Source organism: Streptomyces albofaciens JCM 4342, from assembly GCF_008634025.1.
GTDB lineage: Bacteria > Actinomycetota > Actinomycetes > Streptomycetales > Streptomycetaceae > Streptomyces > Streptomyces albofaciens.
On sequence record NZ_PDCM01000001.1, the window covers coordinates 55,271 to 80,675 of the forward strand.

The following is a 25,405-nucleotide window of genomic DNA, read 5'->3' on the forward strand; positions in this document are numbered from 1 at the left end:
CTTTTCGTGCTGCCCGAGAACATCCCCGTCGTCACCGTGACCGGCCGTTTCCTCTCCCCCGACGGGCAACCCCTGTCCGGATCCGTCACCTTCCGCGCCCCCGGGCAGGTGACCTTTCCTGAGTCCGACGTGATCCTCGGCGGGCCGGTCGTGGCGACGCTCGACGCGCAGGGCCGCATCACCGCGCGCCTGCCCGCGACCGATGCCCCGCACATGGACCCGTCCGGCTGGTCGTACACCGTCGCCGAACAGCTCGCCGGAATCCCCAACGGCCGCAGCTATCAGGTCCTCTTGCCCGCGGAGACACCGCAGGTCGACCTCGCCGACATCGCGCCCACCGACCCCAGCAAGCCCAACTACGTCGCCGTACGCGGCAAGAGCGCCTACGAGGTGGCCCTCGCGAACGGCTTCTCCGGCACCGTCGCCGACTGGCTCGCTTCCCTGGTCGGACCGCGCGGGCCGGAGGGTGCGACCGGCCCACGCGGCGAACAGGGCCCCCGCGGCGACCGCGGCGAGCAGGGCCCGCCCGGAGCCGACGGAGCACCGGGCAAGGACGGCGCCCCCGGCGTCGTCCAGTCCGTCAACGGCCACCGCGCGGCCGAGGTCACCCTCGACGCCGCCGACGTGCACGCCGTCCCGGACACCGCGCCGGGCGCACCGGGCGGCGTCGCGCAGCTCGACGCCGACGGACGCGTACCCGCCGCCCAGCTCCCCCCGATCACCGCGGGCGGCGTGATGTCCGTGAACGGCGACAAGGGGCCCGACGTGCAGCTCGACGCCGCGCGCGTCGGAGCGATCCCCGCCGCCGCGGCCGGCACTGCCGGAGGCGTCGCGACCCTCGACGGGGCCGGCGATGTGCCGACCGCGCAGCTGCCGCCGTACCTCGCCGGGACGTGGGGGCCGGCCGACTACGGCCTCGCCGCGTGGGCGTACGACCTCGCGCCGTCCTCCCCGACCCCGGGGGATGCGCCCTCGCAGGCCGGACGCCTGTACCTGGTCGGCGTGCCGCTCCGCCAGGCCGCCAAGATCAGCCGCGTTGCCTGCCACACCATGGGGTTCAACAAGCCCAGCAGCGGCGTCACAGCGGCGTACATGGGCATCTACGACACCGCCCTCAACCGGATAGCCACTACCGCGAACCTAGCCTCGACGTGGGTCGAGGAACACCGCATCGGCGGATCGCTCACCCCCTACAACCTCACGGCCCCGGTGCAGCTCGACGCGGGCGGGTACTACGTCGCGATCCTGATCAAGGGCAGCGGCACCAGCGTGCCGTACCTCGCCGCCGCCAACTGGGCCCCCAGCACCGGCACCGTGTCCGGCCCGCGGCAGGTCACGACCAGCGGCGTCTACCGCTGGCTCCAGACCTCCAGCACCACCCTTACGAGCCTGCCCGCCACGCTCCGCCTCGCCGACATGGCCGAGGCGAACACGTGCTACTGGGCCGCCCTCGGCTAACCCCGCCCCGCTTCGCACCACCACGCCCCGGCGCACCGCGCCGGGGCTTTCGTGTGCCCGCAGAAAGGTTTCCCCCTCTTGTCCTACGCACGTCGCGTCATCACTACCGCCCGCGCCGAGGTCGGCACCCATGAGGGCCGCTCCGGCGGGCGCTGGAACAACGTCCAGAAGTACAGCCCTTCCGTACCAGGGCTGGAGTGGTCGCAGGGTCAGCCGTGGTGCTCGACCTTCGTTTCGTGGGTCTTCCGGCAGGCCGGATGCGCCCACCTTGCCCCGGTCACCGCGTCCTGTGCGGTCGGCGTCGACTGGTTCCGCCGCCGCGGTCGGTTCACCGAGTACCCCGTGATCGCCGGACCCGTGTACTTCGGGCCCGGCGGCGGTAGCCACGTCGGTATCTGCATCGCGTACACCGATTCGACGATCACCACCGTGGAAGCCAATACGAACGCGAACGGCAGCTCGGAAGGCGACGGGGTGTACCTGAAGTCCCGCCCGCGCAAGTCGAGTTACGTCTACGGGTACGGCATCCCGGACTACCCCGAGGGTGTCGTGCTGGCCGATCCGGCATGGAAGGGCCGCCGCGGCGTGACATTCTTCGGTCACCAGGCGTCCGCCGACGACCTGCCCGCCGGCAACGACCGTCCGGCCCCTACCGAGTACGAGCCGTTCCCGGGCGCCGACTGGTTCAAGCGGTCGCCCCGCTCCCCGATCGTGACCGCGATGGGCCGCCGCCTGGTCGAAGAAGGCTGCTCGGCGTACTCCGACGGGCCCGGCCCGCAGTGGACCAACGCTGATCGCGAGTCGTTCCGCAAGTGGCAGAAGCGCCTCGGCGACGCCCCGCAGTACTGCGACGGGTGGCCCGGCCGCCGTCAGTGGGACGCCCTAAAGGTCCCCAAGGTCTGACCCTCACCCCACCCGTACAGGCCCGCGCCGCCGCGCGGGCCCGCCCACCTTCCCCGAGAGGACCCCTCTTGTCCCCCGAGAACAAGCGCACCACCCGCACGATCCTCCAGACGATCATTGCGTTCGCCCTGGCCCTGCCCGCAATCATCGACGCATCCGGCATCCCCGACACGCTGCCGTGGGTGGCCGGCGCCCTCGCCGTCGCCGGTGGCCTCACGCGCGTGATGGCCCTGCCGCAGGTCGAGGCCCAGCTCGACCGCGTCGGCCTCGGCCTGGTCGACGACCAGGACCCGGCCCGTAAGGACGGGGGCGGCGTGTGACCGACCCCGACGCGCCCGCGGTCGCCCTCGAACTGGAACGGCTCCGCGGCACGATCGAGACGCGGTTCGCCCACGTCGACGGGGCTCTGTCCCTGCTCGTACAGCGGTCCGACCAGACCGACCGGGCCCTCGCCGACCTCGACAAGCGCCTCGACGCCGTCGAGGGCCGCCGGTGGCCCCTGCCCAGCATCGCTGCCCTGGTCGCCACCGTCAGCGTTCTGGTCACCCTGTGGCAGGCCACCGCCACCCGCTGACTCCGCGCCCGAGCCGACGCGCGCAAGCGCCGCGCACGCGCTCCGCGAGCCGTCACGCCCGCGTACTGCACACCCACCCTTGCGAGGTATCCACACGCGGCCCAGGCAACGTCAGCATCTAACGGAACACGCAAAGTGGCGTGGCTGACGGAAGGAGCGTGACCATGCCGGACATTCACGAAGAGATCGAGTACGAGAAGCCCGAACTGGCGGAAGTTGGCGACTTCACAGAACTGACGCGCGGGTTCGTCGGTAACAGCTACGACAACTTCGGCGGGATGTTCCTGAACTTCTGATCAACTTCACGCCCCCGCTCCGGCCATGCGCCGGAGCGGGGGCGCTCTTTGCGTTCCCAGACATGCGGCGGGCCCGCCGACTTGTGGCCGGCGGGCCCGTCAGAGGGGGTTTCATCACCTCGCGGGTATGCCTGTTCGGCTACCGGCGAGGGGGGCACACTCGCTCCCCTCTCCGCCGCTGTCCACCCGCCGCCGCGTTGGGAAGGCATGGGACGAGCGGACGCGGTGGCGTGTGGGCGGCCGGTCCCGGCCGCGGCGTGGTTCGTCGTCCACGTCGATGAAGATCCGCACGGGTCCGTCGTACGCGCTGCAATGGCAGGTGTAGAGGTACCCGCGCCGATCAGGCGGCGGGGGCGTGACGCCGCGCAGTGGGGCCGGCCACGTTGCCCAGTGGATGAGCAGGACAGCCGCCGCGCAGCACACGCCGATGATGAACAGGCCCCAGACCAGGTGTGTGCCATTCACGGCCGTATCACCTGGTGCACCGACGGGTCGAAGATGGTCTGTCCGAGCACTTCGGCGAGTTCTTGCAGCAGCTCGACCGCGCGCTCGACGCTTAACTCGGCGTGGTGCTGCATGTCGTTGATGTGGAGCCACACCGGCCGCGGGTCGCCCTCCACATAGGTCACGTACACCGGCGGTTCTGCGACCGCCTCGGCAAGGCGCCTCATAAGGCAGCGTCCTTTCGGTCGATCGCGAACCACACGCCCTTGCGTCGGCGTTCCTCGACATTGGGCTGGTAGACGCCCCAGCGCGACGCGAACGCGTCAACGAGCAGCAGGCCGCGCCCGGTTACGTCGTCGTGCAGGGGGCGCAGGCTGAGGAGTCGGCTACCGGGGGCGTCGTCCCACACGACCACGCGCACAGAGTTCGGATGCACGGCAACGTCGAGCCGTACGACGGCCGTTCGGGTGTGCTGATACACATTCGTGACCAGCTCACTAACCAGCGCCTTTGCGTCGGCGGCGAGTTCGTCGGCGTCGGTCAGGGTCAGCAGGTCTTCCACCACGGTCCGGGCGATCCTGGGCGCGGTGTCTCCGCTGGGCAGATCGAACCGGAACGAGCGGTGCGCTTCGGGGGGTGCGGGCGGTGGTGCCGGGGGTGCGAGAGTCATCACTACGTCTCCCAACGCGGTCTTACGCGCTGCGCGCCACCGTGGCCCTGCCGCTCCCCGGGGCACGTCTGAAGGCGTGCGCGAGCGACCGCACTGCGGGTTTACCGGCGTGCTGCGCGGTACTACCACGGACCATAGGGCCAAAAATGCCCCGGGACAATATTGGCCCCCAGGTTGGTTCGCCCCGTGGACCAGGTGCACGATTACGCGGGACACTGTGGGCGAGCCGAAAGAGGTGCCATGCCGCCAAGGGACAACCCGACCGCACGCCAAACGCGTCTTGGTGCCGAGCTGCGAAAGATGCGCGACCTCGCAGGCAAGACAGCCCGGGAGGCTGCTGGCCTCATCTCGACAGACCAAGCGAAGATCAGCCACATCGAAGCGGGCAGGGTCGGCATCAGCGAGGACCGCATCAGGCGGCTTGCCGTGCTCTACGCCTGCACCGACACCGCGCTCGTCGACGCGCTTTGCGCCATAGCGCGCGAGCATCGCGGCCAACACTGGTGGGACGAGTACCGCGGCATCCTGGCGCCCGGCTTCCTCGACATCGCCGAGTTGGAGCACCACGCCACGAGCCTCCGCTGCTTGCAGCCGGTGACCATCCCTGGCGTCCTACAGACCGAGAACTACGTACGCGCCCTGTTCGCCGGTGTACTGCCCGAACTGCCGGCTGACGAGGTCAACGCCCGCACCGAACACCGGATGCGCCGCCAGGTGATCTTCGCCCGCGAAACGCCGCCACCGTTTCAGACCATCGTGCATGAGGCTGCGTTGCGTATGCGCATTGGTGGGCGCAAGGTAGCCAAGGAGCAGTTGGAACGACTGCTTGAGGTGTCCCACCGGCCAGAGATCACCCTGCGCGTGATTCCGTTTAGCAGCGATGATTTCGTTGAGGTCACTCAGACGGTGATGTACGCCGGTGGCCCAGTCCCGCAGTTGGACACGATCCACCTCGACACCCCTTTCGGCGGTCGATTCTTGGATGCGGCCGCCGATCTGGACCGGTACCGCCTGTTGCTCGATACAGCCGAGCGTGCGTCACTTAACCCGGACGACTCGCGCAGTTTCATCCACCACATCGCAAGAGAACTGTGAGAACACCGAGAATGGACTCGAAATTGATATGGCAGAAGTCTTCCTTTTCTGGTGGCGGGGGTGAGCAGTGCGTTGAGATCGCCGAGGCAACCGGTTCGATCTTCCTCCGAGAGAGTGACGACCCGAACGTCATTGCGACCCTAACTCGGGACAACCTTGGCGCTCTCATCCGGCACGTCAAGTTGGGCGCCCTGGATCACCGCGCCCACTGAATCCCGCAAACGTCAAGGTAGGCAGCTCCTCGCCAGTCGGCGGGGAGCATTCATCATGAGTAGGGAAACAATTCTGCCCCGGAGCAGGGTTGTCCGACGAAGATAGTCGCGCTACGTTCGTCGTGCGTCGCCGTTCCGAGACCGCATCCCGCAATGCAGGGTTCGGCGTGCGTCTCTCAATGCCGCATGGCATGAGGGCCCGTGAAGGCCCCTTCCCTTTTGTCCTAGCAGGTTGGGGGAAGGGGCTACACGCATTGCAAGTCCTGGCACTGAACGAGCAGTGCATTAGGAGGACCCAATGAGCGACAATCTGTACGAGAGGCAGGCCGTCGGCCCCTTCGCCGCCCTGTGTGGCGGCGGGGACGAGGGTGACGATTCGATGGAAAGCTGCATCACCGTATCCGAGCTGCACGGCGGCGGATACGCCCTCCGCGACTCCAAGCCCGAGGGCGCCGGCCGCGAACTGCGCATGAGCCGTGACGAAATCACCGCATTCGCTCGAAAGTGGATGGAGCAGCACGGCTAACACCAGCCTCAACGCTCCCCGGGGGCACCCCCGAAAGTTTCGGGGGTGCCCCACCTCGTCCGCACAGACGAGAAAGAGCAGGCCCATGCCGCTAAGCGACTTGATCGACAACCCCGCCGAAGTCCTGGCCCACTGGCCGCACGAACCGCTCACCTTCCACCGCGCCCCCGACACGTTCCAGCATCTACTGACGCTCGACGAGGTAGACGAGCTGATCGATTCCAACTGCCTCGCCATGCGGAACGTGGTTCTCCTCAAACAGGGGCGGATCTTCGAGGCGTGGGAGTACCACGACCCCAACGACCCGGGGATGCCTCGCCGCAACACCGTGCGTAGGCACATCACCGATGGCGGCTCAATCTCCCTACGCGAGCTGGAGCAGTTCAAACCGGCCGTAGCGAGGCTCTACGAGGAACTGCGCCACGAGACCGGCTACGGGGTACACATCAACGCCTACCTCACCCCGCCCGGCGCCCAGGGCCTCAAATACCACTTCGACCCCTACGTCACGCTCGTTCTGCAACTCGCCGGCCGTAAGACGTGGCCCTGCCATCGTCCATTCATCAAGGCCCCTGTACAGGAGTACGGATCGTTCCACCTCACCGGGTTCACGGCCGAACAGCTCCGCTACCTCGCCACCACTCCGCCGGCCCTGAGCTTCACCCTCGCCCCCGGTGACGTGCTGTGGCTCCCCCGCGGATACGTGCACTCGCCCTACACCGAGGGAGACGAGACTTCGCTACACATCACCGTCGCGTTCAAAGAGCGGACGCACCAGTGGCTCACACAGCAGATCGCCGAAGACCTCGTTCAGCGAGCCCTCCAAGACCCACAGATGCGCGAGGAACTGCCGCCCACCACCCTCATGGGTGACACCCTGTCCGCCATCAAGCAGGCACGCGAGTACCTCATTGGGGCTTTGCTGCTCATGGACCCGGAAGACGCGGTTAAGTACGTCCGAGGCGCCGCCCTCCGACCCTGACCCGCTCGCCCAGGGAGCCCACGTGACGCAGCACTGGCACGCCTATACCTACACCGGCCGCGCCTACCCCGACGGTGCAGTCCGCCAAGGGCAGGCCCCCGCGGACTTCCCCCCGTTCCTGGTCGAGGACTGGCTACGTCGGCCGCCCCGCAGCATCGAAGCGACGTTCTTCGACATCGACCAGGCCGTGGGGTGGTTGGAGACGCAACTGAAACAGAACCAGCCAGTTGACGCCGAGGGAATCCCAATCCCTGAGCGGCTAAGAGCTGCCCGCGCCCGCCTCGGCGAGCAGGTACAGAAGGACGTGGTGTGGGGCTGGTACACGACGCGCCAAGACTTCGCGTCCCGCGCGCTGATCGCCTGCCCCCGCCCGAAACGGCACATGTACGCCGACGACTCCCCGCCCCCCTGCCCAACACCGTGAGGGCGTACGACGACGCCCCCGCCGGAGACTTCCCCGACGGGGGCGCCGCGTTTCGCTGGGCGCGGTATCACCCCCCGGTGGCCCCCCTTTGCGCGCACTGACGTGGAACATCGGCACCACGGGCAGCGCGATGTCCTGGCCACCGAGCGCGAACGCCTCCGCGTTGTTGACCTGCATGGAGTGCAGGTACAGGGAACGGTGGCTGTACGCGACGCCCTTCGGGTCGCCGGTCGTGCCGGAGGTGTAGCAGAGCGCGGCGGCCTGTCGTTCGTCCAGCTCCGGCCAGTCGAAGTGCTGCGCACGGCCCTCGATCAGCTCCTCGTACTCGTGGACGCGCGGCCGTACGCCGTCCAGTACGGAACGGTCGCCGGGCCCCGCCACCACGACGTGCTCGACGGTCGGCAGGTGCGGCAGCAGCGGTGCAAGCAGCGGCAGCAGCGAGCCGTTGACGAGGACGACGCGGTCAGCCGCGTGGTTGACGATCCACACCAACTGCTCGACCGGCAGCCGCAGGTTGAGCGTGTGGAGCACGGCCCCCATGGAGGGGATGGCGAGGTATGCCTCCAGATGCTCCGAGTTGTTCCACATCAAAGTCGCCACCCGCTCGTCCCCGTGGACGCCGAGTTCGTCGCGGAGCGCGTGGGCCAGCTGAGCGGCGCGGGCGCCGATCTCCGCGTAACTGCGGCGGTGCGGGTCGCCTTCACCGGTCCAGGTGATCGCCTCGGCCTTTCCGTGGATCGTCGCGCCGTGCGTCAAGATCCTCGAAACGAGCAGGGGTACGTCTTGCATCGTGCTCTGCACCGGGAGCCTCCCCATAGGGTGCGCCTGTTACGCGCGGGTAAGTTCCTGGCGATTGTGCTGGTGTTCCTCGCGGTATGTCACTACCCGGCCAGTGTGGATTCGGCCGTTGTCGAGGTACGCGACGGCCACGCGACACCGCCGCTGAGCGGTACGGGGAGGGGACTGCGCCCCCGTGGGGCCGGACTCGATCAGGCCATCTTCGCCATGTCGGCCGCCGTTGCCTGCCGGGGCCCGGTGGACGTGGTGGACGTGGTGGTCGCGTGACTGTGGGGACGGCGGGCCGTACGCCCCGCGCACCACCCGACCACTCCAAAGGGGTGGTACCGCGTCCGCTGTACCCGGGAAGCCTCCCGGTGAGCACGCACGCACACACTCCGGACGGAGGTCGGATCATGCAGGAGAACTGGGAAGAAGCCGACTACGAAGCCCCCGAGTTGGCCGAAGTCGGCGACTTCGCGGAAGTGACGCGTGGCTACTCCGGCCTCTACTGGGACGGGTACTCCGGGTTCTTCGGCTTGCCCTAAGTACGCGCCCGCCGCCAGGCATGTAGTTCCCGGTGGCGGTGCGGAGTGAGTAAATTGAGCACATGTTCGAGAAGGTGGGCGCGGAAGAGTCCGCGCGCCTGGAGGCGCTGGCGTCGAAGGTGCGCGATGAGCTGGCCGCTGCCGGCCTCCCCGTGCTCGCGCCCGGCTTGAACCACGTTCTGGCCGGTGGCGCCGAGGTGGAAGTCGACGAGGGGGACGATGCCGCCGGTGGCGTGTATGTGGACTGGCAGGCCGGGCCGCGCCTGCGGGAGTGCGCGAGCCGCGCACTCCGCCTCGGGTTGATGGACGAGCCCGTTCTGCGCCGTCCCGGCCAGATATCGGCCGCGATGATGCACGCGATGGCCGCGATCCTGTCGGCCGCCGGATTCACCGTCGAGGACCCTGACGACGAGTACCGCCCGCACCACCTGCGGGTGGTCGACGGCCCCGCCCCAGGCGTAACGCCCGCGTGGTGGCTGCGCGAGGAGGAAGTGGACTTGTCCGGCTGGCAGGCAGCCGGTGCGGACACCAGTACTGGTGCCGGTGCCGGTGCCGACGCTGGCACCGGGACCGACTGACAGCGGCTGCCTGCCCACGCCTGTGCCTGGTTACGGAGCGCCGCTCACGTCCCGGTCGAGCGCGAACCACACCCCCTTGCGCCGACGGGTGTTGATGTTGGGCCGGTAGACGCCCCAGCGTGACGCCAGGGCCTCGACCAGGAGCAGCCCGCGTCCCGATCCGCCATCGAGCAGGGCGGGCAGGCTCAGAAGGCGGCTGCCGGGCGCGTCGTCCCATACGGCCACGCGTACGGACGCGGGGTGTACGGCCACGTCGAGGCGCACGACGGCCGTGTTCGTGTGCAGGTGGACATTGGTGACCAGCTCGCTGACCAATAGACGTGCGATGTCGGCGAGTTCCGCGTTCCCGGTCATATTCATCAGATCGGCCACGACGGTCCGGGCGATCTCCGGAGCGGTCACGCCACTCACCAGGTCGAACCGGAACGAGTGGGGTGGCTGGGGGAGGGTGGGGGGTCGTTGGACGAGTGCGAGAGTCATGGTTACGTCTCCCAACGCGGTGTTGCGCGTTACGCGCTGCCGTGGCCCGACCACCCCCCAGGGGCGCGCCCGAAGGCGCACGCGAGCGGCTGCACTTCGGCGATTCGGCGTGCGGCGCGGTGCTGATTGGAAGGTAGGGCACAACCTGTATACGGCACAACCTGTATACGGGAGTCCCATCGAGGGATGTCGACCCGTGGCACAGTGAGGCGGCACACTCGTAACCGTCAGGACGAAGGGGATGCCATGCCGCCGAGGAGCCACCCGACCGCGCGACAGGCGCGGCTCGGCGCCGAACTGCGCAAGCTCCGCGAGCGCGCCGGCATAACCGGGGGCGAGGCCGCCGCGTTCCTCGGCGGCGAGCGCGCACTCGTGAGCCACATCGAATCGGGCCGGTACGGCGTGAGCGCGGAACGCGTGCGGCGGCTCGCCGCTTTCTACTCGGCCACGGATCGGGCCTTGGTGGACGCCTTGGCAACGATGGCGGAGGACCGCCGCAAGGGATGGTGGACGGACTTCCGCGGCATCCTCCACCCGAGCTTCCTGGACCTGGCGGAGCTGGAGTATCACGCCTCATGGATGCGCACCATCCAAATGCTGCACATCCCAGGGCAGTTCCAGACCGAGGAGTACGCGTTTTCGGTTTTCGGCGGCGCGGTGACCGAGGTTCCGCGCCGCGAGCTGGAGGCCCGCGTCGAGCACAGGTTGCGTCGGCAGCAGATTTTCGACCGGCCGACACCCCCGGCATTTGAAGCGCTGGTTCACGAAGCAGCCCTCCGCATCTGCTACGGCGAACGCAAAGCCATGCGGACACAGCTCGACCGTCTGCTCGAAGCAACCGATATGCCGAGCGTAACCATCCGGGTCATCCCGTTCACCGCCGAGAAACTGACCGGCTCCGCTCACTCGATGTTGTACGCAGGCGGACCGATCCCGCCCCTAGACACCGTTCAGGTAGACAGTGCCTTTGGCGGCACCTTTCTGGACGCTGAGGCGCAACTCGCCAAGTATCGGGCGTTGGCCGAATCCGTAAAGGCCGTATCGCTCGACGCGGACGAGTCGCGCGACATAATTCACCGGATCGCACAGGAAATGTGAGCCATCGGGCATGACAGAAGCAATACGCTGGCAGAAGTCCTCTTACTCCGGGGGCGACACGGGGCAAAACTGCGTGGAACTGTCCAAGGATGGCGGTGTAATCAGGTTGCGCGAGAGCGACTCCCCCGACACGGTCATCAGCTTCGGGCGGCATCAGCTTGGCGCCTTGATGCGAGGCGTCAAGGCAATGAAGCTCGACCACTCGAACTGATTAAGTAACCCTCGCCGCTTTTTCCGTTTCCGCAGGTGAGCACGTTGCGGCATACGCCGGAACTACTTTGTGACGGCACACCATTGCGACGGCGTTCCGGATAGCGCTACTGTCATCTCGCGACGCCGTTTCGCCCGGCGCGCACCTCTCATAGCCACCGGCATGAGGGTTCCGTAAACCCCTCCCCGCCGCTTTCTCCTAAAAGTCATGGCGGGGAGGGGGCTCGTCATCGTTATCACTCACCGCAGCAGGTCTACGCATGCCCGTAAAGGGCTCATCGCTCACCCGTAAGGGAAGGAAAAGACGCTGTGACGACATTTGCGCACCCCCGGGAAGGATTCCCGCTCGCGCCTGACGGTGGACCGGTTCCGTACGGCGGCGAAAAGCCCGGCGGGCAGGCCACCCGACCCTGGATTCTCCGGTTCGCCCGCGTACCCGATGCCGCCAAGGCAGCCACGCGGCCGGATGCCGCGTACGACGCCGTATCGCAGGTGTCCGTCGGGCTGCTCGGGGAGCCGCTGCCCTTCGCCAACACCCACAATCCGACCGTCCCGGACGGGTCGTTGACCAACCCTCCGCCACTCGACGAGGGTCCGAAGGACTGATGGCCGTCCTCGTCATCGCGGCCCGCGACGACTGGCCCACCGACCGTGTCGTACGCATGCTGACCGAACGCGGCGCCGACGTGTTCCGCCTCGACGCCGCCGAATTCCCGCAACAGGTCGCGCTGAACGGCCGTACAGAAGCCAACGGTTGGGGCGGGCGGCTGTCCAACGCACACCACTCCGTGGACCTCGGCGCGATCACCGCCACCTACTACCGCGCTCCCCACGCCTTTCAATTCCCCACCGGCATGTCCGGCCCGGAACACCGCTTCGCCGCGGCTCAGGCGCGGGCCGGTCTCGGCGGCATTCTCACCGCGCTGGACTGCCGTTGGGTCAGTCATCCCGCCGCCATGGCACGCGCCGAGTACAAACCGCTGCAACTCGCCATGGCCCGCGACTGCGGCCTGACCGTACCGCCGACGCTGATCACCAACGACCCGGCCGCCGTCCGCTCGTTCGCCGACGACATCGGCGGTCCGCTCGTCTCCAAGCCCGTCGCCAGCCCCGTCTTCGTCGAGGGCGACCAGCTCAAGACCGTCTACACCCGCCGCCTCACCGCCGACGACCTCGCCGACCTGTCCGGCGTCGGGGCCACCGCCCACCTCTTCCAGGCGTGGGTGGACAAGGCGTACGAGGTCCGGCTGACCGTCGTGGGCCCCCGCCTGTTCGCGGCCGAGATCCACGCGGGCAGTCCGCAGGCGTACGAGGACTGGCGCAGCGACTACCCCGCCCTGACCTACTCCCCCACCCGCACCCCCGACCACATCGCGCGCGCCGTACGCCGGCTGACCGGCCGTCTCGGACTGCGCTTCGCCGCCTGCGACTTCGTCGTACCGCCCACCGGGGAGTGGACGTTCCTCGAAGCCAATCCGTGCGGCCAGTGGGACTGGATCCAGCATCACACCGGGCTTCCCATCGCCGAAGCCATCGCCGACGAACTGCAAGGAGTGGCGCCGTGAACGCCTCCCTCACCGACGACGTACGGCCCCGGCTGGCCGCGCTCGTCACCGCACTCGAAGAGGGCGGCGCGCTGCGTACCCCCGAGTGGGCGCGGGTTTTCGCCGCCGTACCCCGCCATGTCTTCGTACCGCGCTGGTACGAGCAGGAGACCACGGACAAGGGCATCACCGCGTGGCGCCTGTGCGACGCCTCCGACCAGGGCCAAGACCGGGGCCGTGGCCAGTACCAAGACCAGGGCCGTGGCCAGGGCCAAGACCGGGGCCCGGACTGGGACCGGGACGCCTGGTTCAGTGCCGCCTACAGCGACCGCACCCTCGTCACCGCGCTGGACCCGGCCACCGCCGAACAGGTCGGCGACCGTACCTGGACCGGCCTGCCCACCTCCTCCAGCACCGCGCCGCACCTCGTGGCCGCGATGCTGGAAGAACTCGACGTCCAGGACGGCCACCGGGTCTGGGACGTCGGCACCGGAACCGGCTACCTCACCGCCCTCCTGTGCACCCGCCTCGGTTCCCGCCTCGTCCACTCCAGCGACATCGCCCCCGCGCTCTCGGAGGCCGCCCGTACCCGCCTGGCGAGCCTCGGCCACACCCCTCACCTGACCGTCCACGACGCCCGGGACCCCTGGGACGCCGGGGAGGCCGGGGAGGCCGGGGACGCCGCCTGGGATACCCGGGAGACCCGAAATGCCCGGAACGACCACACCGATCACTCCGCTCACCTCGACCACACCGAACCCCCCGACCACCCCGGCACGGCCGTCTTCGACCGCGTCATCGCCACCTGTTCCGTACGGTCCGTCCCCGCCGCATGGCTCCGCAGGACGCGCACCGGCGGGGCCATCCTGACCGACCTCGACCTCGGTATCGAGGGCGGCCTCGTCCGCGTCACCGTCGACGGCCGGCGCGCCGCCGGACGCTTCACCAGGACCACCGGCCGCTTCATGGCGGCCCGCGGTGACGCCCACACGTACCCCCGCAAACACCGGCCCCCGTACGCGCCGGAGACCGCCACCCGCCCCACCCCGGTCACCGCGGCCGACCTGCGGACCCACTACCCCTTCCGTCTCCTCCTGGCCTTCCACCTGCCGTACGCCGAACTCGTCTACCACTGCGCCGACGACGGCACCCTGTCGCTCCAGCTCCAGCACGGCGGGACGTGGGCCCGGTCCCCGATCTCCGGGGAACGCCCCGGCACCGTCACCTACGGCGGCGCGGACGATCTCTGGGCGACCGTGGAAGCCGTCTGGCGGTGGTGGAACGATCACGGCCGTCCGGCACAGGACCAGTTCGGTTACGCGTGCGAGCCGGATGGCCGACATCACGTATGGCACATTCCGGGCGGGCGGCGGTGGGAGCTCACGGGCCCGTAACCGCCGTAGCCCCTGGTCCATCGCTCGCGGTCCCCGGCGGCGCTGTCCCCCTATCACGCGGTATGTGACCCCCGCACCAAGAAATCAGGAGTCTCGGACACTACGGTCGTGGCAGCCTGGAGGTATGGGGACGATGGTGGGAACGGTGACCACGCTGTGGCGTTATCCGGTGAAATCGCTGCTCGGTGAGGAGGTTCCGGACGCCGTGGCGGATGCCCGCGGGCTGGCGGGGGACCGCGGGCTCGCGCTGGTGCACCAGACATCCGGCCAGGTCGCCAGCGCGAAGAACCCGCGGCTGTGGCGCGACTTGCTGAAGTTGCGGGCCGAGATCATCGACGATGCCGTACGGATCACGCTTCCCTCCGGCCGGACCGTACGGTCCACCGACGCACACGTCGACAAGACGCTCTCCGCCCACCTCGGGCAGCCCGTCACCCTGGCCGACGCCCCGCCCGAAAAGGCCACCCTGGAGCGCTCACGGCCCGAAGAGGTACTGGAGGCCGGCGCGGGGGCCGAGGTGGGGAACGAGACCCTGGAGATCGCCACACAGGCGCCGCCCGGCACCTTCTTCGACTACGCGCCGCTGCACCTGATCACCCGCGCCACCCTCGACCGGATCACCGAGCTGGGGCCGCGCGCCACCACCGTCGAGGCCGAGCGCTACCGGCCCAACATCGTCATCCGTACCGAGGCCGCCGGTTTCGTCGAGAACGACTGGCCCGGCCACGAGCTGCGCATCGGCGACGAACTCACCCTCCGGGTCGTGGCCCGCACGCCGCGGTGCGCCGTACCGACACTGGAGCACGGCAGGCTGCCGCGCGACCTGGACGCGCTGCGCGTGCCCGCGCGGCACAACCGGGTGGTGCCGATGGAGGGCATGGGGCCGCAGCCCTGCGCCGGGGTGTACGCCCAGGTCGTGCGGCCGGGACGGATCCGGCAGGGGGATGCGGTGCGGGTGGTGTGAGGTGGGGGGAGGCCGTGAGGCACGTATATGGGCGGGATGGGCGGAGAGGGCGGGGCTGCGGGGCCGTAGGGGCTACGCCGCGACCGCCAGCTCCGGGTCCTCGCGGAGCTTGGCCAGGGCCCGGGAGACCGCGCTCTTGACCGTACCGACGGAGACCCCGAGCACCTCCGCGGTCTGCGCCTCGCTCAGGTCCTCGTAATACCGCAGCACCACCATGGCCCGCTGGCGCGCCGGCAGCCGCAGCACCGCCCGCCACATCGCGTCGCGCAGCACCTGGGACTCGGCCGGGTCCGGGGCCGGTACCGGATCGGGCTCGGGTATCTCCTCGCAGGCGAACTCGTCGACCCTGCGCTTGCGCCACTGCGAGGTGCGGGTGTTCAGCAGGGCGCGGCGCACATAGCCGTCCAGCGCGCGGTGGTCCTCGATGCGCTCCCACGCCACGAACGTCTTGGCCAGCGCGGTCTGCAGCAGGTCCTCGGCGTCGCTCGGGTTGGCGGTGAGCGAGCGGGCGGTCCGCAGCAGCACCGGCCCGCGGGCCCGTACGTACGACGAGAACGACGGGAACACAGCGGCGCTGGAAGCGCTGGTGCACACTGGCGTGGTCATGCTCCAACGCTAGAAGCGAGAAGCGCCGCGACGGATCGCCCCCAGGTGCCGAAGCCCTCTCCCTCTCAAGTTGTACAGGTGGTGCTGGCCCCACCTCCTAAAGGCGGACAGCCACTCGTCCCCCGTCAGGGTGCCGTTCTCACTTTGGTGGGAGTTTTGGTGGGAGTGCCGTTCCGGCCGTCGGGGTCCCGCTTGTCCTTACCGGCCGCTGGGCCCCCGTCTGTCCTTACCGGCCGCTGGGGCCCGCCTGTCCATATCGGCCGCTGGGCCCCGCCTGTCCGTACCGGCCGTCGGGGCCCCGCCGCCTGTACGTACCGGCCGCTGGGCCCCCGCACGGCCGCAGGGCTTACTGGATCACGGCGACCGGTGCGTCCACCTGGTTGCGGTCGATGATCAGCCTGCGCCCGCCGTGCGATTCGGTCACGTTGCCCGCGTACTGGTGGATACGCAGATGCGGACGCCACGCCTGGCGGGACAGCTCGGGCTCGCCGTACAGGTTCGGCCTGCTGTGCCAGCGCGCGAACCACATCACCGACGGCAGATCCCGGGTGCCCGCCTGCCGCGCCCGCTCCATGTGCCGTGCGCCGGAGTCGGCGCTGCTGTAGAAGCCGGGTACGTAGTCCAGACGGCGGGTCTCGCGGTTCCAGGCCCTGATGTAGCCGAGCGTGGTACTGGTACAGGACGTGTTGCGCAGGTTGTACGCCTCCATGTCGAGGTACAGCGCGCTGCCCGGGGCGATGCCCAGCGCCTTGGCGCGCGCCACCGCGTCCCGCGCCTCGCTCGTGCCCACCTGCTCCGGGTTACCGCGGATGGTGACCTTGCGCTTGTTCTTGTTGGCGACGCACGGCGCCTGTGAGCCGACGTACAGCGGCAGCAGCCGCCAGCCCGAGCGGTGGGCGGAGCGCACCCAGCCGGCGTTGAGGTTCGGCTGGGTGGGGCAGGCCCGGCCGCGTCCGCCGAAGTAGATGCCGATGCCGCGGTACTTGGACCCCTTCCAGGCTTGCAGGGTGCTCAGCGGGGGCGTCTTGCAGGTGTCGAACGCCCAGCCCTGGAACACGTTCGGGCCCCGCGGCCAGGACCGTTCGGGTTCCGCTCCGGCGGCCGGGGCGAGGAGGGTCGCCGGCAGGCCGAGCAGGGCGAGCAGGACGGTGGGCAGCAGCACGCTCCGTCGGATGATCCGTTTTGTTGATCCCATACCGGGAGTCAAAGTGCGGGTACGGGGAGCGGCCCGCCGGACACGCCAGCGGGCGGGCGCATTCAGCCGTACGGGTGCCTGGGGGCGCGGCTGTGCCTGGCGCGGCTGTGCGTGGCGCGGCTCCGCGTGGCGCGGCTGTGCGTGGCGCGGCTGTGCGTGGCGCCGCTCAGGGGAGGCGGGCCCCGGTGGGGGCGCGGTTCCGCGTCGCGCCGCTCGGGGGGCGGGCCCCGATGGGGGCACGGTTCCGCGTCGCGCCGCTCGGGGGGGGCGGGCCCCGGTCGCGCTCTTAGCCGTCCGGTCCCAGTGGTCCCCTCATCCGTCCGCCCCCAGTACCAGCCCCGAGGTCGGTACGCCCGTACCGGCGGTGACCAGGACGTGTGCCGCGCCCGGCACCTGGTTGACGGAGGTGCCGCGGAGCTGCCGTACCGCCTCGGCGATGCCGTTCATGCCATGCAGGTACGCCTCGCCCAGCTGCCCGCCGTGCGTGTTGAGCGGCAGCCCGCCCGCGGCGACGAAGTCGGCCGCCTCGCCCGGCGCGCAGAACCCGAACTCCTCCAGTTGCATCAGCACGAACGGGGTGAAGTGGTCGTAGAGGATGCCGACGTCGATGTCCGCCGGGCGCAGTCCGCTCGTCCGCCACAGCTGCCGCGCCACGACCTCCGACTCGGGCAGGCCGGCGAGGCCGTCCCGGTGGAAGCCGCCCCCGTGGAAGCCCTCCCCGTGGAAGCCTTCCCCGTTGAAGCCTTCCCCGTTGAAGCCTTCCCGGTAGTAGCCGTCCCGGTAGTAGCTGGTCATCTGCTCCTGGGCGCGGCCCGCGCCCTGCGCGGCGGCCCGGATCACGGCGGGCGGGTGCGGCAGGTCACGGGCCCGTTCGGCGGTGGTGACGACGAGGGCCTGGCCGCCGTCCGTCTCCTGGCAGCAGTCGAGCAGCCGCAGCGGTTCGACGATCCAGCGGGACGCGGCGTGGTCGGCGAGGGTGATCGGCTTCCCGTAGAAGTATGCGGCGGGGTTACGCGCGGCATGGCGCCGGCCGACGACCGCGACCTGCCCGAACGCTTCCGGCGTGAGTCCGTACGCGTACAGGTAGCGCTGCGCCGCCATGGCGACCCAGGAGGCGGGCGTCAGCAGTCCGGCGGGCAGGTTCCAGCCGAGCGCCGCGCCCTCGGCGGACGGCTCGCGCCGCTGCACCCCCGCGCCGAAGCGGCGGCCCGAACGCTCGTTGAACGCCCGGTAACAGACCACGACTTCGGCGATTCCGGCGGCGACCGCGAGCGCCGCCTGCTGGACCGTGGCGCAGGCCGCGCCGCCCCCGTAGTGCACGCGGGAGAAGAACGACAGCTCGCCGATCCCGGCCGCCTGCGCGACGGTGATCTCGGGGCTGGTGTCCATGGTGAAGGTGACCATGCCGTCGACGTCGGCGGGGCCGAGCCCGGCGTCGTCCAGGGCGGCCCGTACGGCTTCCACGGCCAGCTTCAGTTCGCTGCGGCCGGAGTCCTTGGAGAACTCGGTCGCGCCGATGCCGACGATGGCGGCCCGGCCGCCGAGGGTGTCCGCGTGGTGGAGGGTCATGGGGTGGGGTCCTGCTTCGTCTCCTGAGAGGAGCGGGGCATGGCCACCGTCACCGTGCCGGTGACGTGGTGGCCGAGGCGGTTGGTGCCGATGATGCGGACCTCGGCCGTGTCGCCGTCCAGCGAGCGGACGGTTCCCCGAAGTACCAGTTCATCGCCCGGGTAGTTGGGCGCGCCGAGGCGGATCGCGACCTTGCGGAGGACGGCGTGCGGTCCGAAGTGGTCGGTGATGTAGCGGCCCACGAGGCCGTTCGTGGTCAGGATGTTCATGAAAATGTCCGGGGAGCCCTTGGACTTGGCCGCTTCGGTGTCGTGGTGCACGTCCTGGTAGTCGCGGGAGGCGAGGGCTCCGGCGATGATGAGGGTGCGGGTGATGGGGATGGTCAGCGAGGGGAGGTCGTCGCCGGCTCTCATGCTTGCCTCCCGTTGAAAACAGGCAGCACAAGGTCCTCCTCCACGGTCCGGAATTCCAGCCGTACGGGCATGCCGATGCGCACCTTCTCGGGCGGCACCCCAACCACCCCGGCCACCATCCGCACGCCCTCCGCCAGTTCGATCAGCCCGACGGCGTAGGGCGGGTCGAAGGCCGGGAAGGGCGGGTGGTGCATGACGACGTACGAGAAGACCGTGCCGTGCCCGGCGGCCTCGACGGTGTCCCAGCCGTCGCCGCCGCAGCGGTTGCAGCCCGGCAGCCAGGGGAAACGCAGGGCCGTGCAGTGCGTGCAGCGCTGGATGAGCAGCTTGCGCTCGGCCACGCCGGCCCAGAAGGCGGCGTTGTCTCGGTTGATCACGGGGCGGGGGTGGGGGTGGGGACGGGCGGGCGTTCTTCGTCCCTCGGCCGGCGCGTACTTCAGGATGCGGAAGCGGTGCGTACCCGCGAGTTCGCCGTCCGCCCGTACGTCCATCCGCGTCGTGACGAAGTACCCCGTCCCCAGCTTCGTCGTCTTGCGCGGGGACACCGACTCGATCACGGCGTCGAAGGTGATCCGGTCGCCGGGGCGCAGCGGGCGCAAGTACTCCTGCTCGCAGTCGGTCGCGACGACGGAGGTGCAGCCGGCCTCGTCCAGCAGCGAGAAGAGCGCGTCGTACGCGGACGAGCGGCCCGGGCGCCCGCGCCCGTGCCCGTGGCTGTGCCCGTGCCCGTTCCTGTGCCCGGAGAGGCCGCCCATCGTCCACGCTTGGAGCATGGTGGGCGGGGCGATGGCGTCGGGGCCCTCGTAGGCGGGGTTCGTGTCGCCCATGGCCTCGCACCAGTGGCGGATCATGGGCGCGTTGACGGGGTCCTTGCCCGTGCCACCGGTCACGGCGGGACGGCCCTCGAATGCCTTCAGACGTACGTACAGGTCGTCGTCGGGCTCGGACGGCAGCACACCCATCAGCCCCTCCCCCCTCCGACCTCGGTACCGCATCCGCGACGAAGGGTTCTGACTGTCCGTCAGGGGCCTTCCACTGTCAAGACCAAGACCTGATCGACGCGGGACAGACCGCGTCCACCCGCGCCCCGACACCCCACCTTCACTCCCACCTTCGCCCCCACCTTCGCCCCCGCCCCCACTTCCGCCCCCACCTGCGCCGAACCGTTCCCGCACGATTTCGGCCCTTCCCGCGGTGAACCCCTCGTTCCCCTTCCCCTACTCGAACGCGCGTACGAAAATAAATCCATGGCCTCTCCCCACTCGACCGCCATGGACTCACCCACCGGAAGCCACCCTTCCCGCCCCACCGGTCGCCCCACCAGCCGGCCCGCCGACCGGCCCGGGAATCGCCCCGGGGATCGCCCCGGGGATCGACCCGGGGACCGGCCCGCGAACCGATCCACCAACCACCCAACGGCCCCCGAGCCCGGCCCCCCACACCTCTACCTCCCCGAAGACCGCCACACCACCGCGCTCACCCACGCGCTCGTGGCGGCCGGCCGCGGCTACCCGGTCATTCCGCTGACCCGCGCCAAACTCCCCGCCGTACGCTCCCCGCACCACGCCGACCATGCCGCCCCCACCCCGTGCCGCGGCGCCTGCGGCCGGCCCGGTCACGGCATCCACGACGCCACCGCGGACCCGCTCGCCGTGCGCCGTCTCTTCGCGGCCGCGCCCTGGGCCACCGCGTACGGCATCGCCTGCGGCGTTCCCCCGCACCACCTCATCGGCATCGACCTGGACACCAAGCACGGCGCCGACGGCCTCACCGCCCTGCAACTACTCGCCTCGGAACACCACTTCGCCCTCCCGCCCACCGTCACGGTCCGCACCCCGAGCGGCGGCCACCACCTGTACTTCTCCGGCCCGCCGACCCCACTCATCCCCAACTCCGCGGGCCGCCTGGCCCCCGGCATCGACATCCGCGGCACCGGCGGCTACCTGGTCGGCCCCGGCTCCCACACGTCCCGCGGCACCTACCACCTCATCCCCGGCACACCCCGAACCCCAGCCCCCGCCCCCACCGCCCTACTCCACCTCCTCACCCACTCCCCTCACACAACCCACTCTCACACCCCCCACACCCACACCCCCTACTCACCCACCCCCTACTCCCACACCACCCCACCCCGCCCGTCCCTCCACACCCCCACCAGCCCCGCCCCCGCCCTCCTCCGCTTCGTCCGCACCGCCCCGAACGGCCAGCGCAACGCCCGCCTCTTCTGGGCCGCCTGCCGCGCCTACGAATCAGGCCTGGGCCAGGAAATGGCCACCGCCCTCACCACGGCCGCCCTGGACACAGGCCTCACCGAACGCGAGGCCCGCGCGACGATCGCGTCAGCGGCGCGGCGCTGACGCGATCAGAACCACAAGCTCGGCCCCACCGACGCCGACCGCGCCCTGCACGAAGCCCTGGGCCGGACGACGCACGCGCCGTTGGCGGCTTGCGTGTACCGGCCGTGTTCCGGGCCCGAGCGGACTGTGAACAACGCTCGTGATCGATACGCCTGGACTCGGGCGGCCCGGGATGGAGCACCCCAAATGCACAAGGGGCGCCCGATCCGCTCGGGCGCCCCTTGTGACCAGCTGATGCGCCGGCCTCTGCGGAGGCTGTGGGATTTGAACCCACGGTGGCGTTGCCGCCACGACAGTTTTCAAGACTGTTCCCTTAGGCCGCTCGGGCAAGCCTCCCCGCGCCGCCGGTGAAGGGTGGCGCGGGGATCAGACTAGCGCGTCACTTGTCGCCCGTGCGTTGGCCCAGGGTTACCTGGGTGGTGTGCTCCTTGCCGTCGCGCTTGTAGGTGAGGGTCACCTTGTCGCCCGGCTGGTGCTGGTAGATGGTGCTGATCAGGGTGGGGCCGCTGTCGATGATGGTGTTGTCGAGCTTGGTGATCGTGTCGCCGGGCTTCAGGCCGGCCTTGTCGGCGGGGCCGTTCGGGGTGACCGAGGCGGAGCCGTCGGCGCCGCCGTCCCGGGCGATGGTCGCGCCGTCGCCGGTGTCGCGCATCAGGACCTGTGCGCCGATCTGCGGGTAGACCGGCTGGCCCTTCTTGATCAGGTCGTTGGCGACCCGCTTGGCCTGGTCGATCGGGATGGCGAAGCCCAGGCCGATGCTGCCGGACTGGCTCTCGCCGCCGAAGCCGCCGCCGCCGTTGCCCGCGGACTGGATGGCCGAGTTGATCCCGATGACGCTGCCGGTGGCGTCCATCAGGGGGCCGCCGGAGTTGCCCGGGTTGATGGAGGCGTCCGTCTGGAGGGCGCTCATGTACGAGGGGCTCGCGCCGCCGCCGTCGCTGGAGGCCACCGGGCGGTTCTTGGCGCTGATGATGCCGGTGGTGACCGTGCCGGAGAGGCCGAAGGGGGCACCGATGGCGATCGTCGCGTCACCCACCTGGACGTTGGCGGACTTGCCCAGCGGGAGCGGGACGAGGTTGGCGTCGGAGGGGTTCTTCAGCTTGATGACGGCGACGTCGTAGCCCTGGGCCCGGCCGATGACCTCGGCGTCGTACTTCTTGCCGTTGGAGAACGTGGCGGTCAGCCGGCCGCCCTGGGCGGCGCTCGCGACGACGTGGTTGTTGGTGAGGATGTGGCCCTGCTTGTCGTAGACGAAGCCGGTGCCGGTGCCGCCCTCGCCGGTGGCGCCCTGCGCCTCGATCGTCACGACGCTGGGCAGCGCCTTCTGCGCTATCCCGGAGACGGAGGTGGGCTTGCGGTTGAGCGCCTCGGGGTCGCCGGAGGCGGAGACCGTCGTCGAGGTCGTGTCGCTGCGGTTGGCGGCCCAGAAGCCGATGCCGCCGCCGATGCCGCCGGCCACCAGGGCGGCGACGAGCACGGCCGCGATCAGGCCGCCGTTACGGCGCTTCTTCGGCGCGGGCGCGCCCGGCACGCCCCACACGTCGCCCGGACCGCCCGGGCCACCTCCGTAGCCGGGGGGCGTGGGGCCGCCGCCCCAGCCGCCGTCGGAGGCGCTGTGCGCCGTCGCGTACGCGGGCGGCGGCGCCGGCGCCTGGTAGTGCTGCTGGGGGTGAGCTTGGTCGTGCGCCTGGGGGTGAGCTTGGTCGTGATTCTGGGAGTCCGTCGGCTTGGTGAACTGCTGCGTACGGTCGGGGGCGCCGCCCGCCGCACCCGCGGGACCGTCCGGGGCGCCCGCACCCGTACCCGAGCCCGTACCGGTACCCGAGCCCGTACCGGTACCCGAGCCCGTACCGGTACCCGAGCCCGTACCTGTGCCCGCGTCCGCCTGCCCGGCCGTCGGCGCGAACTCCGGCGGCGGAGGGGCGGAGGGCGGGGTGGCCGGGGCCGGCGGGGCGGCGGGGGCCTGCGGGGTGGTTGCCCGGTCGCTTCGGTCGCTTTGGCCGGTTCGGTCGCTTCGGTCTCTCTCGGCGGCGGCCGAGGTGGCGACCGAGGGGGCGTCCGAGGGGGCGGTCGGGTCCGGCGCGCTCGGCGTGTCCTGCGCCCCCGCCGTGTCCCGCGCACCTGGGCCGTCCGAGGTACGCGCACCGGCCTGGGGTGCGCGGTCCGACGCCTGGGGCGCCGACGGCGGCTGGGCCTCCGGCGGGACGGCGACGCCCTCGTTCTCGGTGCTCACGGCTCTCTCCTCAGCTTCGCGACGGTGCCGGGCCGCGGCCCGGCCTCTCCTTCAGGATGCGGTTCGGTCTCCAGGATGCGGCGTGGGCCCCTGGCGTACGGGCGACGGGCAGGCGGTACCGGCGACTGTCCCGGGGGCAAGCCTTTCCCACCACGCGTCAGGGCGCCGTAAGCCGAGGCTGTGACTGTCTCCCCATCCTTTATCCCGGACATAACGAACGCATCCGATGTTATGCGGATCAGGTAGTGCACAAGGCGCCCCTCTCACGAGCGATGGCACGATAACCCGGTGACCACCGCGTACCCGTTCCAGGACCGCACCCCGAGTCCCTCCCGCATTTCCGTCGTAGCCCATCGTGGCGCGTCCGAGGACGCGCCGGAACACACCCTGGCCGCCTATCGCCGGGCGATCGAGGACGGCGCCGACGCACTGGAGTGCGATGTGCGGCTCACCGCGGACGGCCACCTCGTCTGCGTGCACGACCGCCGGGTCAACCGCACCTCCAACGGGCGCGGCGCGGTCTCCGCCCTGGAGCTGGCCGATCTCGCCGCGCTGGACTTCGGCTCCTGGAAGGAGGACGAGGACGCCGCCGGCGAGGCACCGGACCGCCAGCACGAGGACCCGGAGCGCACGTCCGTCCTCACCTTGGAGCGACTTCTCGAACTCGTCGCCGACGCGGACCGCCGGGTCGAGCTGGCCATCGAGACCAAGCACCCGACCCGTTGGGCCGGCCAGGTGGAGGAGCGGCTCGTCGCGCTACTGACGAGATTCGGCCACACCAAGGCGTCGGCCGACGGCCCGCCCGCGGTCCGCGTCATGAGTTTCTCGGCCCGGTCGCTGCACCGGGTACGGGCGGCGGCCCCCGACATCCCTGGTGTGTACCTCATGCAGTTCCTGACGCCGCGCCACCGCGACGGCCGGCTGCCGCCCGGCGTCGGCATCGCCGGGCCGGGCGTCCGCATCCTCCGCGCCCACCCCGAGTACGTCGCCAAGGCGCACCGCGCGGGCCACCAGGTGCACGTCTGGACCGTGAACGACGAGGCGGACGTAGAGCTGTGTGCACGCCTGGGGGTGGACGCAATCATCACCAACCGCCCCAAACAGGTACGAGCCCAACTGGGCCTGGACTAACGGCCGTCACAGGGAGTGCACCGGCGCATTCGACCCGTATCCGATCGTTACGAGTGCGTCACCGCACCGGAGCTGGCCGGTTTCCGGTCCAGGCCATTGGGGCATCCATCCCGTGGCGTGGGGCGAAGGAGGTCTCGGGGGTGGCGTTGATGGTGGCACAAGAGGTGCCTACGGCGTCGATCATGGCCGTACCCCATGGTCCGTCGGGGGTCGGTTCGGCCAGGCGACGCATGCGAGAGGAACTGCTGGCAAGCGGCGTTCAGGACACCGTGGTCGATGACGCGGTACTCATTCTTTCCGAACTGTTGAGCAATTCATGTCGGTATGCCCGTCCGATATGCACGCAGGAGACGGCCGGTTCCGTACGGGGCGCCGCGGCCGACGCGGCGCCGGACGCGATACGGGCGGCGTGGCGCATCGACGCGCACGGCCAGCTGACCATCTCCGTGACGGACGGCGGCGGCCCGACCCGGCCACAGCCGTCCACGCCGTCGGTCACCGCCAAGGGCGGCCGCGGGCTCGCCATCATCCGGTCCCTCGCCAAGGAATGGGGCGTGGAGGACACGGACGGCGAGGTGACGGTCTGGGCCCTGCTCGCGCTGCACGGCCTGCGCGGCTCGTTCGCTACGCGCGTTGACCTCCCGGCCGAGTTCTCCGCGGAGCTCTCCACCGAGCTTCCTTCCGAGCTCTCTGCCGAACTCCCTTCCGAACTCTCTTCCGAGTT

Annotated in this window: 29 protein-coding genes, 1 tRNA gene and 2 pseudogenes; 21 read left to right on the forward strand and 11 right to left on the reverse strand. The window is 70.3% G+C overall.

Going from position 1 to position 25,405, the window contains the following annotated elements; translation table 11 throughout:
- Positions 1-6: 6 nt before the first annotated feature.
- From CP973_RS40605 to CP973_RS00365, 5 genes are all read left to right on the forward strand, one after another.
- Positions 7-1,458 (forward strand): collagen-like triple helix repeat-containing protein, encoded by a 1,452-nt coding sequence (locus CP973_RS40605; RefSeq protein WP_150236478.1) that lies wholly within the window; start codon positions 7-9, stop codon positions 1,456-1,458.
- Positions 1,459-1,536: 78 nt separating this feature from the next.
- Positions 1,537-2,361: a peptidoglycan-binding protein gene (locus tag CP973_RS40610; protein ID WP_150236480.1), complete on the forward strand. Its 825-nt coding sequence runs from the start codon at positions 1,537-1,539 to the stop codon at positions 2,359-2,361.
- Positions 2,362-2,429: 68 nt separating this feature from the next.
- Complete coding sequence (locus CP973_RS00355; RefSeq protein WP_150236482.1) at positions 2,430-2,681, forward strand: hypothetical protein; 252 nt, start codon at positions 2,430-2,432, stop codon at positions 2,679-2,681.
- The gene (locus CP973_RS00360; RefSeq protein WP_150236484.1) at positions 2,678-2,935 is read left to right on the forward strand and encodes a hypothetical protein; all 258 of its coding nucleotides are present in this window, start codon (positions 2,678-2,680) and stop codon (positions 2,933-2,935) included. Before CP973_RS00355 ends, CP973_RS00360 begins: the two co-directional genes overlap by 4 nt.
- 164 nt (positions 2,936-3,099) lie before the next feature.
- Positions 3,100-3,231: a lasso RiPP family leader peptide-containing protein gene (locus CP973_RS00365; RefSeq protein WP_244409672.1), complete on the forward strand. Its 132-nt coding sequence runs from the start codon at positions 3,100-3,102 to the stop codon at positions 3,229-3,231.
- A gap of 461 nt (positions 3,232-3,692) precedes the next feature.
- On the opposite strand, the gene CP973_RS00370 is transcribed toward CP973_RS00365, so the two are convergent.
- Positions 3,693-3,902 (reverse strand): hypothetical protein, encoded by a 210-nt coding sequence (locus CP973_RS00370; protein WP_150236488.1) that lies wholly within the window; start codon positions 3,900-3,902, stop codon positions 3,693-3,695.
- Positions 3,899-4,345: an ATP-binding protein gene (locus CP973_RS00375; protein ID WP_150236490.1), complete on the reverse strand. Its 447-nt coding sequence runs from the start codon at positions 4,343-4,345 to the stop codon at positions 3,899-3,901. Before CP973_RS00375 ends, CP973_RS00370 begins: the two co-directional genes overlap by 4 nt.
- A gap of 240 nt (positions 4,346-4,585) precedes the next feature.
- Between CP973_RS00375 and CP973_RS00380 the strand changes: the two genes are divergently transcribed.
- The 4 genes from CP973_RS00380 to CP973_RS00395 all read left to right on the forward strand — a co-directional run bounded on the left by CP973_RS00380 (position 4,586) and on the right by CP973_RS00395 (position 7,160).
- Entirely contained in the window at positions 4,586-5,440 is an 855-nt protein-coding gene (locus CP973_RS00380) for a helix-turn-helix domain-containing protein (RefSeq protein WP_150236492.1), read from the forward strand.
- A gap of 11 nt (positions 5,441-5,451) precedes the next feature.
- On the forward strand, positions 5,452-5,652 hold the full coding sequence (locus CP973_RS00385; RefSeq protein WP_150236494.1) for a DUF397 domain-containing protein: 201 nt from the start codon (positions 5,452-5,454) through the stop codon (positions 5,650-5,652).
- Between the two features lie 298 nt (positions 5,653-5,950).
- The gene (locus CP973_RS00390) at positions 5,951-6,178 is read left to right on the forward strand and encodes a DUF397 domain-containing protein (protein WP_150236496.1); all 228 of its coding nucleotides are present in this window, start codon (positions 5,951-5,953) and stop codon (positions 6,176-6,178) included.
- 85 nt (positions 6,179-6,263) lie between these two features.
- On the forward strand, positions 6,264-7,160 hold the full coding sequence (locus tag CP973_RS00395) for a JmjC domain-containing protein (protein WP_150236498.1): 897 nt from the start codon (positions 6,264-6,266) through the stop codon (positions 7,158-7,160).
- A gap of 517 nt (positions 7,161-7,677) precedes the next feature.
- Here the strand turns inward: CP973_RS00395 and CP973_RS00400 are convergent.
- Positions 7,678-8,385 (reverse strand): annotated as a pseudogene (locus CP973_RS00400) (AMP-binding protein); the annotation flags it as partial.
- Positions 8,386-8,478: 93 nt separating this feature from the next.
- Here CP973_RS00400 and CP973_RS39795 point away from each other — a divergent pair.
- The 3 genes from CP973_RS39795 (at position 8,479) to CP973_RS00410 (ending at position 9,487) form a co-directional block, all read left to right on the forward strand.
- Positions 8,479-8,649 carry a hypothetical protein gene (locus CP973_RS39795; RefSeq protein ID WP_167538245.1) on the forward strand — a complete coding sequence of 57 codons (171 nt, stop codon included), beginning with the start codon at positions 8,479-8,481 and terminating at the stop codon, positions 8,647-8,649.
- Positions 8,650-8,777: 128 nt separating this feature from the next.
- Positions 8,778-8,909: a lasso RiPP family leader peptide-containing protein gene (locus tag CP973_RS39800; RefSeq protein ID WP_167538246.1), complete on the forward strand. Its 132-nt coding sequence runs from the start codon at positions 8,778-8,780 to the stop codon at positions 8,907-8,909.
- 62 nt (positions 8,910-8,971) lie between these two features.
- The gene (locus tag CP973_RS00410; protein ID WP_150236551.1) at positions 8,972-9,487 is read left to right on the forward strand and encodes a hypothetical protein; all 516 of its coding nucleotides are present in this window, start codon (positions 8,972-8,974) and stop codon (positions 9,485-9,487) included.
- Between the two features lie 30 nt (positions 9,488-9,517).
- Here the strand turns inward: CP973_RS00410 and CP973_RS00415 are convergent, their stop codons facing one another.
- Positions 9,518-9,967 (reverse strand): ATP-binding protein, encoded by a 450-nt coding sequence (locus CP973_RS00415; RefSeq protein ID WP_167538247.1) that lies wholly within the window; start codon positions 9,965-9,967, stop codon positions 9,518-9,520.
- A gap of 246 nt (positions 9,968-10,213) precedes the next feature.
- Between CP973_RS00415 and CP973_RS00420 the strand changes: the two genes are divergently transcribed.
- From CP973_RS00420 to CP973_RS00450, 6 genes are all read left to right on the forward strand, one after another.
- A complete protein-coding gene (locus CP973_RS00420) occupies positions 10,214-11,065 on the forward strand; it encodes a helix-turn-helix domain-containing protein (RefSeq protein WP_150236555.1) in 852 nt (283 codons plus the stop codon).
- A gap of 10 nt (positions 11,066-11,075) precedes the next feature.
- Positions 11,076-11,276 (forward strand): DUF397 domain-containing protein, encoded by a 201-nt coding sequence (locus CP973_RS00425; RefSeq protein ID WP_150236557.1) that lies wholly within the window; start codon positions 11,076-11,078, stop codon positions 11,274-11,276.
- A gap of 308 nt (positions 11,277-11,584) precedes the next feature.
- The gene (gene tgmA, locus CP973_RS00430) at positions 11,585-11,881 is read left to right on the forward strand and encodes a putative ATP-grasp-modified RiPP (RefSeq protein WP_150236559.1); all 297 of its coding nucleotides are present in this window, start codon (positions 11,585-11,587) and stop codon (positions 11,879-11,881) included.
- Positions 11,881-12,840, forward strand: coding sequence for an ATP-grasp ribosomal peptide maturase (gene tgmB / locus CP973_RS00435; protein WP_167538248.1), 960 nt, complete (start codon positions 11,881-11,883; stop codon positions 12,838-12,840). The genes tgmA and tgmB overlap by 1 nt, the downstream gene beginning before the upstream one ends.
- Positions 12,837-14,213: a methyltransferase domain-containing protein gene (locus CP973_RS40615; RefSeq protein WP_244409210.1), complete on the forward strand. Its 1,377-nt coding sequence runs from the start codon at positions 12,837-12,839 to the stop codon at positions 14,211-14,213. Before tgmB ends, CP973_RS40615 begins: the two co-directional genes overlap by 4 nt.
- Before the next feature lie 124 nt (positions 14,214-14,337).
- Positions 14,338-15,177, forward strand: coding sequence for an MOSC domain-containing protein (locus tag CP973_RS00450; RefSeq protein ID WP_244409211.1), 840 nt, complete (start codon positions 14,338-14,340; stop codon positions 15,175-15,177).
- A 72-nt stretch (positions 15,178-15,249) separates the two neighbouring features.
- On the opposite strand, the gene CP973_RS00455 is transcribed toward CP973_RS00450, so the two are convergent.
- The 5 genes from CP973_RS00455 to CP973_RS00480 all read right to left on the reverse strand — a co-directional run bounded on the left by CP973_RS00455 (position 15,250) and on the right by CP973_RS00480 (position 19,955).
- The gene (locus CP973_RS00455; RefSeq protein WP_150236563.1) at positions 15,250-15,783 is read right to left on the reverse strand and encodes a SigE family RNA polymerase sigma factor; all 534 of its coding nucleotides are present in this window, start codon (positions 15,781-15,783) and stop codon (positions 15,250-15,252) included.
- Positions 15,784-16,129: 346 nt separating this feature from the next.
- Positions 16,130-16,978, reverse strand: coding sequence for a DUF1906 domain-containing protein (locus CP973_RS00460; protein ID WP_150236565.1), 849 nt, complete (start codon positions 16,976-16,978; stop codon positions 16,130-16,132).
- Positions 16,979-17,290: 312 nt separating this feature from the next.
- The gene (locus tag CP973_RS00470) at positions 17,291-18,547 is read right to left on the reverse strand and encodes a lipid-transfer protein (protein WP_150236567.1); all 1,257 of its coding nucleotides are present in this window, start codon (positions 18,545-18,547) and stop codon (positions 17,291-17,293) included.
- Positions 18,544-18,960 (reverse strand): MaoC family dehydratase, encoded by a 417-nt coding sequence (locus CP973_RS00475; protein ID WP_150236569.1) that lies wholly within the window; start codon positions 18,958-18,960, stop codon positions 18,544-18,546. The genes CP973_RS00470 and CP973_RS00475 overlap by 4 nt, the downstream gene beginning before the upstream one ends.
- The gene (locus CP973_RS00480) at positions 18,957-19,955 is read right to left on the reverse strand and encodes a bifunctional MaoC family dehydratase N-terminal/OB-fold nucleic acid binding domain-containing protein (RefSeq protein ID WP_150236571.1); all 999 of its coding nucleotides are present in this window, start codon (positions 19,953-19,955) and stop codon (positions 18,957-18,959) included. The genes CP973_RS00475 and CP973_RS00480 overlap by 4 nt, the downstream gene beginning before the upstream one ends.
- Positions 19,956-20,450: 495 nt before the next feature.
- On the opposite strand from CP973_RS00480, the gene CP973_RS00485 reads away from it, so the two are divergent.
- Positions 20,451-21,317, forward strand: a complete 867-nt coding sequence (locus CP973_RS00485; RefSeq protein WP_244409212.1) for a bifunctional DNA primase/polymerase — start codon at positions 20,451-20,453, stop codon at positions 21,315-21,317.
- Between the two features lie 249 nt (positions 21,318-21,566).
- Here CP973_RS00485 and CP973_RS00495 read toward each other — a convergent pair.
- Together CP973_RS00495 and CP973_RS00500 are read right to left on the reverse strand one after the other, a co-directional pair.
- A tRNA-Ser gene (locus tag CP973_RS00495) sits at positions 21,567-21,653 on the reverse strand.
- 43 nt (positions 21,654-21,696) lie between these two features.
- A complete protein-coding gene (locus CP973_RS00500; protein WP_150236573.1) occupies positions 21,697-23,550 on the reverse strand; it encodes a S1C family serine protease in 1,854 nt (617 codons plus the stop codon).
- 288 nt (positions 23,551-23,838) lie between these two features.
- Here CP973_RS00500 and CP973_RS00505 point away from each other — a divergent pair, with 288 nt between their 5' ends.
- Positions 23,839-24,681 (forward strand): glycerophosphodiester phosphodiesterase, encoded by an 843-nt coding sequence (locus CP973_RS00505; RefSeq protein ID WP_150236575.1) that lies wholly within the window; start codon positions 23,839-23,841, stop codon positions 24,679-24,681.
- 53 nt (positions 24,682-24,734) lie between these two features.
- Positions 24,735-25,328, forward strand: a pseudogene (locus CP973_RS40620) (ATP-binding protein); the annotation flags it as partial.
- Positions 25,329-25,405: the final 77 nt, after the last annotated feature.

Bases quoted from the DNA above. Each gene is read 5' to 3' on its own strand.
- CP973_RS00365 (WP_244409672.1), top strand. From the start codon at position 3,100: ATGCCGGACATTCACGAAGAGATCGAGTACGAGAAGCCCGAACTGGCG.
- CP973_RS00370 (WP_150236488.1), bottom strand. From the start codon at position 3,902: ATGAGGCGCCTTGCCGAGGCGGTCGCAGAACCGCCGGTGTACGTGACC.
- CP973_RS00375 (WP_150236490.1), bottom strand. From the start codon at position 4,345: ATGACTCTCGCACCCCCGGCACCACCGCCCGCACCCCCCGAAGCGCAC.
- CP973_RS00380 (WP_150236492.1), top strand. From the start codon at position 4,586: ATGCCGCCAAGGGACAACCCGACCGCACGCCAAACGCGTCTTGGTGCC.
- CP973_RS00385 (WP_150236494.1), top strand. From the start codon at position 5,452: ATGGACTCGAAATTGATATGGCAGAAGTCTTCCTTTTCTGGTGGCGGG.
- CP973_RS00390 (WP_150236496.1), top strand. From the start codon at position 5,951: ATGAGCGACAATCTGTACGAGAGGCAGGCCGTCGGCCCCTTCGCCGCC.
- CP973_RS00395 (WP_150236498.1), top strand. From the start codon at position 6,264: ATGCCGCTAAGCGACTTGATCGACAACCCCGCCGAAGTCCTGGCCCAC.
- CP973_RS39800 (WP_167538246.1), top strand. From the start codon at position 8,778: ATGCAGGAGAACTGGGAAGAAGCCGACTACGAAGCCCCCGAGTTGGCC.
- CP973_RS00410 (WP_150236551.1), top strand. From the start codon at position 8,972: ATGTTCGAGAAGGTGGGCGCGGAAGAGTCCGCGCGCCTGGAGGCGCTG.
- CP973_RS00415 (WP_167538247.1), bottom strand. From the start codon at position 9,967: ATGACTCTCGCACTCGTCCAACGACCCCCCACCCTCCCCCAGCCACCC.
- CP973_RS00420 (WP_150236555.1), top strand. From the start codon at position 10,214: ATGCCGCCGAGGAGCCACCCGACCGCGCGACAGGCGCGGCTCGGCGCC.
- CP973_RS00425 (WP_150236557.1), top strand. From the start codon at position 11,076: ATGACAGAAGCAATACGCTGGCAGAAGTCCTCTTACTCCGGGGGCGAC.
- tgmB (WP_167538248.1), top strand. From the start codon at position 11,881: ATGGCCGTCCTCGTCATCGCGGCCCGCGACGACTGGCCCACCGACCGT.
- CP973_RS00450 (WP_244409211.1), top strand. From the start codon at position 14,338: ATGGGGACGATGGTGGGAACGGTGACCACGCTGTGGCGTTATCCGGTG.
- CP973_RS00455 (WP_150236563.1), bottom strand. From the start codon at position 15,783: ATGACCACGCCAGTGTGCACCAGCGCTTCCAGCGCCGCTGTGTTCCCG.
- CP973_RS00460 (WP_150236565.1), bottom strand. From the start codon at position 16,978: ATGGGATCAACAAAACGGATCATCCGACGGAGCGTGCTGCTGCCCACC.
- CP973_RS00470 (WP_150236567.1), bottom strand. From the start codon at position 18,547: ATGACCCTCCACCACGCGGACACCCTCGGCGGCCGGGCCGCCATCGTC.
- CP973_RS00475 (WP_150236569.1), bottom strand. From the start codon at position 18,960: ATGAGAGCCGGCGACGACCTCCCCTCGCTGACCATCCCCATCACCCGC.
- CP973_RS00480 (WP_150236571.1), bottom strand. From the start codon at position 19,955: ATGCGGTACCGAGGTCGGAGGGGGGAGGGGCTGATGGGTGTGCTGCCG.